At 76.2% G+C, this 7954-nt stretch carries 6 protein-coding genes and 1 pseudogene; 4 read left to right on the forward strand and 3 right to left on the reverse strand.

Going from position 1 to position 7954, the window contains the following annotated elements:
• The 4 genes and pseudogenes from ACZ4Z2_RS33975 to ACZ4Z2_RS33990 all read left to right on the forward strand — a co-directional run.
• Positions 1–255: pseudogene (locus tag ACZ4Z2_RS33975) on the forward strand (hypothetical protein); the annotation flags it as partial.
• A 92-nt stretch (positions 256–347) separates the two neighbouring features.
• Positions 348–668: a ferredoxin gene (gene fdxA, locus ACZ4Z2_RS33980; RefSeq protein ID WP_468081323.1), complete on the forward strand. Its 321-nt coding sequence runs from the start codon at positions 348–350 to the stop codon at positions 666–668.
• Between the two features lie 198 nt (positions 669–866).
• Positions 867–1889 (forward strand): AfsA-related hotdog domain-containing protein, encoded by a 1023-nt coding sequence (locus tag ACZ4Z2_RS33985; RefSeq protein WP_468081324.1) that lies wholly within the window; start codon positions 867–869, stop codon positions 1887–1889.
• Between the two features lie 69 nt (positions 1890–1958).
• Entirely contained in the window at positions 1959–4688 is a 2730-nt protein-coding gene (locus tag ACZ4Z2_RS33990; RefSeq protein ID WP_468081326.1) for an AfsR/SARP family transcriptional regulator, read from the forward strand.
• 232 nt (positions 4689–4920) lie between these two features.
• Here ACZ4Z2_RS33990 and ACZ4Z2_RS33995 read toward each other — a convergent pair whose 3' ends face one another.
• The 3 genes from ACZ4Z2_RS33995 to ACZ4Z2_RS34005 all read right to left on the reverse strand — a co-directional run bounded on the left by ACZ4Z2_RS33995 (position 4921) and on the right by ACZ4Z2_RS34005 (position 7622).
• The gene (locus ACZ4Z2_RS33995; protein ID WP_468081328.1) at positions 4921–5955 is read right to left on the reverse strand and encodes an alpha/beta fold hydrolase; all 1035 of its coding nucleotides are present in this window, start codon (positions 5953–5955) and stop codon (positions 4921–4923) included.
• A 3-nt stretch (positions 5956–5958) separates the two neighbouring features.
• Entirely contained in the window at positions 5959–6264 is a 306-nt protein-coding gene (locus ACZ4Z2_RS34000) for a hypothetical protein (protein WP_468081330.1), read from the reverse strand.
• 116 nt (positions 6265–6380) lie between these two features.
• A complete protein-coding gene (locus tag ACZ4Z2_RS34005) occupies positions 6381–7622 on the reverse strand; it encodes an alpha/beta fold hydrolase (protein WP_468081332.1) in 1242 nt (413 codons plus the stop codon).
• Between the last annotated feature and the right edge of the window lie 332 nt (positions 7623–7954).

Raw genomic sequence — 7954 nt, forward strand, 5'->3', positions numbered from 1 at the left:
GCCCACTCCCCCTCCCCCACCACCGCCTTCGCCCTCTCCCGCCTCGCCGACCCCGACACCCTGCACCACACCCCCATCGGCGTCTTCCGCTCCGTAGACCGACCCGTCTACGACACACAGATGGCCGACCAACTCGACAGGGCCGTCGAGTCGAAGGGCAAGGGCGACCTCGCCGCCCTCCTCGCCGGCAACGACACCTGGAGCGTCGGCCGTTCCACCCGTCACCCCCGCTCCACCACGACGGCCCGACCGTGACCGCCCGACCGTGAACCGCCCGCCCGTGACCGCCCGACCGTGAACCGCACCACCGCAACCGTCCGACCGCAGTTCCCCGGGGAGGGACAGCAATGGCCTATGTGATCGCTCAGCCCTGTGTCGACGTCAAGGACCGCGCCTGCATCGACGAATGCCCTGTCGACTGCATCTACGAGGGTCCGCGCAAGCTCTACATCCAGCCCGACGAATGCGTCGACTGCGGCGCCTGTGAACCCGTCTGCCCGGTGGAGGCGATCTTCTTCGAGGACGACGTCCCGGCCGAGTGGAGCGCCTACCGGACGGCGGACGCCGAGGTCTTCGCCGAACTCGGGTCGCCCGGCGGGGCGAGCGCGGCGGGGCCGCTCGCCGCCGACCATCCGCTGGTCGCCGCGCGTTCCCCGCAGGCCGCGTAACCCTCGCACCCCCCGGTGTCCGGGCTGCGGATGGCCCGTTCCCGCTGTGATCCAGCCCGGTTCCAGGCCAGGTACAGGCCGATACCAGTGTTCCAGGACACCGTGGAGGCGGTGGCGGAATCTTTTCGCCACCGCCCTGTGGCGTTGTGCGCGCCGGCCGTGCCCCGCGCACCCCGGGCCGTCCCAGAAGGAGCTCCGATGGACATCACCTTCACCTCCCAGCCCGCCGCGTCCGCCCCCGACTCCAGAGGTCTCGTCGCACCGCTCCACCTGCTGCACAGACCCGTCACGCCGGAGGGGTTCCTGCTGGACGCCACCGCTCCCGTGGAGCAGCACTTCGCGGTGTCCGCCGAACTGCCCAGCGGGCACGGGACGTTCAACGACGGGCCGGGCACCTTCCACGACCTGCTCTTCGTCGCCGAGACCCTGCGCCAGGTGACGCACTTCGTCGCCCACCAGTACTTCCGGGTGCCCGCCGACCGCCCCGCCGTCTTCGTCTCCAGCGGGCTCGACATCCTCGACCCGGCCCCGTGGCGCCGTACCGGCCGGCCGGCCCATCTGACGCTGGACATCACCCTGACCCCCACGGACGTGGTCAACGGCGTCCCGCGGGGCCTCGACTGCCGCGCCGACGTGGCGATCGACGGCGTCGGCTGTGGGAGCGCTTCCGCGCGGCTGCAGTTCCTGATGCCCGGGGTGTACCGGTCCCACCGGGAGGTGGGGCGTCAGGAGAGCCTGCGGAGCACCGCGCCGGTGGTGCGCCCACTGGCCTCGATGGTGGCCGCCCAGGAGGAGCCGGCCGCCGTGGCACCGGAGTCGGTCGGGCGCGAGGACCCGCGCAACGTCGTCGTCGGACCGCCGCTGCGGGCGCCCTACGGGGAGTTCGTCCTGCCCGTGGCCGCCGACCCCTCCCACGAGGTCTTCGCGGCCGTGCCCGGTGACCATGTGCCCGGGCCGGTGTTCCTGGAGGCGTCCCGGCAGGGCTCACTGCTCGTCGCCGCCGAACTGCACGGGCTGCGGCCCGCCCACGCCCTGCTGACCCGCTGGCGGGCGTCCTTCCGCGGGTTCGGCGACGCCGACCTTCCGCTGACCTGCACGGTCGTCGCGGAGGAACCGGTCCGCGACGAGGCGGGCCGGCCCACCGTACGCACCCGGCTCGCCTTCAGCCAGGGCAGCCGGGTCCTGTGCACCGCATCCGCCGTCCTGCTCCAGGACTGCTGACCGCACGACGCCGCCCGGACCGGCCGACGCTCTCCTCTCCCCTCGCCGTCTTGATCAAGGAGCTCTCCGATGCGTTTCCGGGTACTGGGGCCGGTGAGTCTGTCGCCCCGCACTCCCTCCGCCGCGAAACCGCGCGCCCTGCTCGCCACCCTGCTCGTGCAGGCCGGTGAGGTGGTCCCCGTGCACAGCCTGATCGACGAGCTGTGGGGGACGGAACCCCCGCGCACCGCGACCACCACCCTCCAGGTGTACGTCTCCCAGCTGCGCAAGGTCCTCGCCGACGCCGGGGGCTCCGCGCGCTCCGGGGAGCTGCTCACCCGGGCCCCCGGATACCTCCTCGCGGTGCCCGAGCAGGAGTTCGACCTGCCGTGCTTCGAACGGCTGCGGGCGGAGGGCCGCGCGGCCTACCAGGACGGCGACTTCGAACGGGCCTCGGGGCTGCTGCACGAGGCGCTCGCCCTGTGGACGGGGCCCGCGCTGTCGGGGATCCCGCACGGGGTGCGGCTGGAGTCCGCCGCCATCCGGCTGGACGAGCTGCGGATGGAGGTCCTGGAACAGCGGATCGTCGCCGACCTGCGGCTGGGCCGTCACCAGGAGCTCGCCGGGGAACTGCTGGCCCTCGCCAACGAGCATCCGCTGCGGGAGACCCTGCACGGGCACCTCATGGTGGCGCTGTACCGGACGGGCCGCGGATCCGACGCGCTGCGGGTGTACGGGCGGCTGCGCCACTCCCTCGTGGAGGAGCTGGGCGTCGAACCGAGCCCGGGTCTGTCCCGGCTGCACGAACGCGTCCTGCGCCGGGAGCCCTCGCTGGACTGGCAGCCGCCCCGGGACGCGCGCCGCACGGGCGGCGACCCGGCGGGCGGTACGGCCGGTGGGGCCGGCGTACCGGGACGTCCGGGGGCCGGGCGTGCTGCGGCCCCGGCCGACGGGCCGCGCCCCCTGCCCGTACCGCCCCCCGCGCTGCCGCCCGCGCCACCCGGCTTCGTCGGCCGCCACGAGGAACTGGCGCACGGGGAGCGGGCGCTGCGCGGCGGCGTCGGCCGGCCGCCGGTGCGGGTGCTGGCCGTGTCCGGGCCGGCCGGTGTCGGCAAGACGGCACTGGCCCTGGAGCTCGCGCACCGCACGGCGGACCTGTTCCCGGACGGCGGCCTGCTGCTCGGGCTGCGCGGCCCGCAGGGGCGTCCGCTGAGCGCCGCGCAGGCGGGCGCGGCCCTGCTGCGCCGGCTCACCGATGACGTCCCCGGTGTCCCGCCGACCGACCCCGAGGAGCTGACGGACCGGCTGCGGCGGGCCCTGCACGGGCGCCGGATGCTGCTGATCCTGGACGACGCCGCCTCCGAGCAGCAGATACGGCCGCTGCTCCGGGCCGTCACGGACGGCTCGGTGATCCTCACCGGCCGCCGCCGGGCCGCCGCACTCGACGGCGCGGAGCACCTGCGGCTGGACGCGGTGCGGCCGGAGGAGGCGGCGGAGCTGCTGCTCGCCGCCGGGGGCGAGCGCATGGCGCAGGACCCGGTGGCGGTCGCCGAGATCGCCCGGCTGTGCGGGTGCTTCCCCCTGGCGCTGCGGGTGGCCGCGGCGGCCCTGACGGCGCGCCCGCACACCACACCGGCCGCGCTGGCGGGCCGGCTGCGCGACGAGCGGACCCGGCTCGGTGTGCTGCGCGAGGGCGACCTCGACCTGCGTTCCAGTCTGCTGACGGGATACCAGGAGGCGGGTCCCGCGCTGCGGCGCGCCTTCCGTCTGCTGTCGCTGGCCCCGGCCGCCGACTTCTCGGGGTGGACCGTCGCGGCCCTGCTCGGCACCGGGCGGGCGGAGGCGGAGGAGACGGCCGAGGAACTCGTCCGGGCCCAGCTGCTGGAGGCCCGGAGCGACGGCCGGTCGGTCCGCTACGGCTTCCACTCGCTGCTGCGGGTGCTGGCCACGGAGCTGCGGGAGGCGGAGGCCGACGCCGGCCGGACGCGGCGGGACGCCGTCGAGCGGCTGGGCCGGGCGTACGCGGGCCTCGCCCGGTACGCGGACCGGCGGCTCGCCCCCGGACGGGACTGGCGTGCCCGGCCGGTCGCCGCGGAACCCGGGCTCGACGCGGCCGCGATCGTCGGCGCGAGCCCGCTGGGCTGGTTCCGCGAGGAGGCGACGGGCCTGGTGGAGACGGTACGGCAGACGTACGCGGCGGGGCTGTGGCCCCTGGTGTGGGGCCTCGCGGGCAGCGCCGCCGGGTACTTCCACGCCTGTGCCGCGTGGGAGGAGTGGGAGGAGACCCACCGGCTCGCCCTGGACGCGGCGCGGCGGGCCCGGAGCACCGAGGCCGAGGCGGCTGTCCGGCACTCGCTGGGCGACCTCGCCTGGCAGCGCCGCCAGGCCGACCGGGCCCTGCGCTACCACACGGCCGCGCAGCAGGCGTTCGAGCAGGCCCGTGACCGGACGGGGGTGGCGCGCTGCCGGATCGGCGCCGCCGACGTCCTGCTCGGCCAGGGGCTGCTGGAGCCCGCCGCCCGGCGCTACGGGCGGGCCTTGGCCCTGTGCTCGGCCGAGGGGGATCCGCGGGGCGAGGTGGCCGCGCTGAAGGGGCTCGCCCTGGTCAACCTGCGGCGTGGCCGCGTGGAGGTGGCGATGCGTCAGCTGGAGCAGTGCGGTCGGGCCGCGGAACGGCTCGGTGACCGCCGCTGGACGGAGTACGTCCGCCGCACCCTGTCCCGTCTGACACCGGACCCCGCTCGCCGCCCCTCCCCCGTCGGCCACGCGGTGGAGGTCGGCCCCGGCATGTGGCTCCTGGGAACGGCCACGGCTGCCTGACCCGGCGGGAAGCGGCGTGCCGTCTCCGGAGCGCCGTCGCCGAAGGAAGTGGTTGGACGCCCCCTGCGAAGGCCGTGTGGCGTCGCCACCGCCGGGCCGGGGGGCGGCGTCGGCCGTGTGGCGGTCGTCGCCGGGAGGGAGCCGCGTGACGTCCGGCACGCGGCTCCCGGACGGCCGGCGAGGGCGGTGGCAGGGGCCCGGTTCTCCACTCCGGCCCCCGCGCGGCCGGTCGTCAGCCGGTGGCCCGGCCCTGGAGGGGCTGGGCGCCCCGCGTGCGGGCCTGGGCACGGCGGGTGCGCAGCAGTTGCCGCCACTCCTCGGGGCTGAAGCGGGCGGGGCGGGTGCGGCCGATGAAGTCGTGGAGCACACCGAGGAAGCGTTCCGGGTCGGTGTGGAACGGGAAGTGTCCCGCCTCCTCGAATATCTCCAGCCGGCTGCCCGGCATGGACACATGGCCGAGCCCGGCGTGCAGGGCCGGGACCACCATGTCGCGTCCGCCCCACACCAGCATGGTCGGCATGCCCTGGGTCAGATAGCAGCGGTCGAGCAGCGTGCCGACCTGGCCCCGCCAGTCGACGACGGCCCGCAGGGTCCGGACGAACGCGCTGCGCGAACTCGCGTCCGGCAGGGCGTCGACCACCCGCAGCAGATCCGGCGCGTCGACCCCGAGGCCCGTGTTCAGCGTCTTCATGATCCGCACGAACATCTGCAACTGCCATCGTACGGTGGGGAGTTGAAAGGCCGACAGCAGCAGTTCGGCGCCGGGCAGCGTGGCGGCCCGCAGCAGCGGGGACACCTGGCGGCCGATGCCGCCGCTGCCGACCAGGACCAGCCGCTCGGTGCGCTCGGGGAACTGGTAGGCGAACTGGGCGGCCACCGCGCCGCCGAGGGAGTGGCCGACGAGGGTGGCCCGTTCGATCCCCAGGGCGCTGAGCAGGTCCCGCAGCCCGTTGGCGTACGCCCCGGGGGAGTAGTCGCCGCGCGGTTTGGCCGACGCCCCGTGGCCGAGCAGGTCGGGGGCGAGGACCCGGTAGCGGGCGGCCAGGCCCGGGATGATGTCGGCCCAGGTCGCGGAGGAGTCGCCGATGCCGTGGATCAGCACCACCGCGGACTCGCCCTTGCCGGCCATGCGGTAGGCGAAGCGGTAGCCGTGCAGCTCACGGGTGCGGACGCGGACCTCGTTGCGGCCCACCGCCCGCGGCCTGGGCCGCCCCGGCTGGTGGCTGGGCCGGAACGGCGAGCGGGCGGTGAAGGGGTCGTCGGCCATGGGTCAGGCCTCCTGCGGGATCGGGTGGTGGTCACGGACGGGGCGGCGCGGGACCGGCGCGGACTCGACGACGCCCGGGGTGCCCGGGGCCTCGCCGCCGACGGCACCGGCACCGCCGTCGGCGCCGGTGCCGGGGACGTGCCGGGTGAGGAAGAGGGCCGGGTCACCGGGGACGCCCTCGGGGTCGGGGTCGAGGCCGAGCGAGGTCAGGGAACGCCAGGGCTGGGCCTGGCCGGGTGTCCTCGTCCGCCAGGGAGCGTGCGTCTGGGCCGGGGAGGAGGGAGCGCGGAGGGTGTGCACGGAGGACATGACAGCCACCTCTGGGTAGGTGTGCGAGGAAGCGCACCGGAAACGGTCGCGGTTCCGCCGCCGACCGGTGGGGGCGGCGCCCGGTGCGGGGGCGCCGGCGGACGGGTGCGGGACTCTCACTCGACGGGGGACCGGCGCGGCTGACGGGGCACGGCGTGGGCCAGACCGACGCCCCCGGGGCCGGAGGTGTCCGCCGCGCCGGAGGGACCGGACGCGCCGGACACGCCGGACGTGTCAGCGCCGACCGCACGGGACCGGCCGGACGAGCCGGTCGCGCCGCCGGTCACCCCCGGGTGCCGGCCCGCGCCCCCGGCCGGCAGGGCGCGGCGGCCGCTGAGGCGGTGGGTGACGCGGGCCCGCAGGAGTGACGCGATCAGCCACTTCCGCATGGCGCCCAGGTGCGCCGGGGAGCCGTGGACGTCGTCGAACTCCTTGAAGCGCACGCGGGGCAGCGCGGAGGCGAGCAGCTGCCGCTCCGTGCCGGGGATGATCTCGTCCCGGGAGCTGACCACGTACCCGACGGGGATGTCGACCGCGCCGAGGACGTCCGGCCCGAGGGGGAAGTCCGCGAGCAGCTCGCGCAGCGCGTCGTCGTCCCTCGCCCCGGTGAGCCGGCGCAGTGTGGCGACGGTGATCCCGGGCACGCGCGGCCACCAGCCGGGATCGGCGAAGAACCCGGCCACGGGGGCGCCGACGGTGTGCACGGAACGGATGCGGGGGTCCTCGGCCGCCGCGCGCAGCGCCAGATGGCCGCTGAAGCTCAGGCCGAGGACGGAGGTGTCGGTCACCCGGGCGCGGCCGGCCAGACGGTCCATCAGGAACGGCAGCAGCCGCCAGGACCCGGCGTGGTAGCGCAGGGTGTTCTCCCCGACGCCGGGCATCTCGGTGACGACGGCCGCGTAGCCGAGGCGGGCGAGCCGGGGCAGCAGGGGCGCCCACTGTTCCTTGACGCTGACGATGCCGCCCATGACCAGCAGCAGGGGCCGGCGGCGACGGGCGTCGAGACCGCTCGCCCAGCAGGCGATCGTGCCGTCGGGGTGGTCGAGCACCAGGCGTTCGACGCCCCTCCGGCGCCGCCAGTCGTCGAAGGTCCGTACGCAGTTGTCCTGGGCCCGGCGCCGGACGTCGTCGCCGTGGTACGGGAAACGGGCGAGCGCGTAGTGCCGGCAGGCGTCGAGCGGGCGGCCGGCGACGGCCAGCCGGTCGGCCTCGGCGGTCCACACCCGGGCCCAGGACGCGGGGTGTCCCGGCTCGTCGTTGGTGATCCTCGGCAGTACGGCCGCGACCCGGCGTTCACCGATGCCCTGGCCGCGGGCGTGCAGCCGCGCGAACTCCTTGAGCTCTGCGAGATGGTCCATCGCTGTTCTCCGTCTCCTCCGGGGTGCGGGGGCCGATGCCCGGGGGATGCGGCCGGAGGGCTCGGGGCCTTCCTGGTCGTACCGGCGGCGGGCGGGGCTGTCCGGTCGTACGCGGGCGGGCCTGCCCGGCCGGGAGCGGGGGATGTCCCCCGGCCGGGTGGCCCGCCCGGAGAGATCCTGGCCGCCGCCCCTTAAGCCCTGCTGGCGCATGGGTTGCGCCCCGCTAAGCGCCGCGCGCCCCCAGCGCACGCGCACGGCGGCGGGGGGGGGGGGGGGGGGGGGGGGTGGGGGGGTGGGGGGGGAGGGGGGGTGGGAGACGCTCTGCATCGCCA

This window comes from Streptomyces sp. NPDC030183, assembly GCF_055573455.1.

Bases quoted from the DNA above. Each gene is read 5' to 3' on its own strand.
- fdxA (WP_468081323.1), top strand. From the start codon at position 348: ATGGCCTATGTGATCGCTCAGCCCTGTGTCGACGTCAAGGACCGCGCC.
- ACZ4Z2_RS33985 (WP_468081324.1), top strand. From the start codon at position 867: ATGGACATCACCTTCACCTCCCAGCCCGCCGCGTCCGCCCCCGACTCC.
- ACZ4Z2_RS33990 (WP_468081326.1), top strand. From the start codon at position 1,959: ATGCGTTTCCGGGTACTGGGGCCGGTGAGTCTGTCGCCCCGCACTCCC.
- ACZ4Z2_RS33995 (WP_468081328.1), bottom strand. From the start codon at position 5,955: ATGGCCGACGACCCCTTCACCGCCCGCTCGCCGTTCCGGCCCAGCCAC.
- ACZ4Z2_RS34000 (WP_468081330.1), bottom strand. From the start codon at position 6,264: ATGTCCTCCGTGCACACCCTCCGCGCTCCCTCCTCCCCGGCCCAGACG.
- ACZ4Z2_RS34005 (WP_468081332.1), bottom strand. From the start codon at position 7,622: ATGGACCATCTCGCAGAGCTCAAGGAGTTCGCGCGGCTGCACGCCCGC.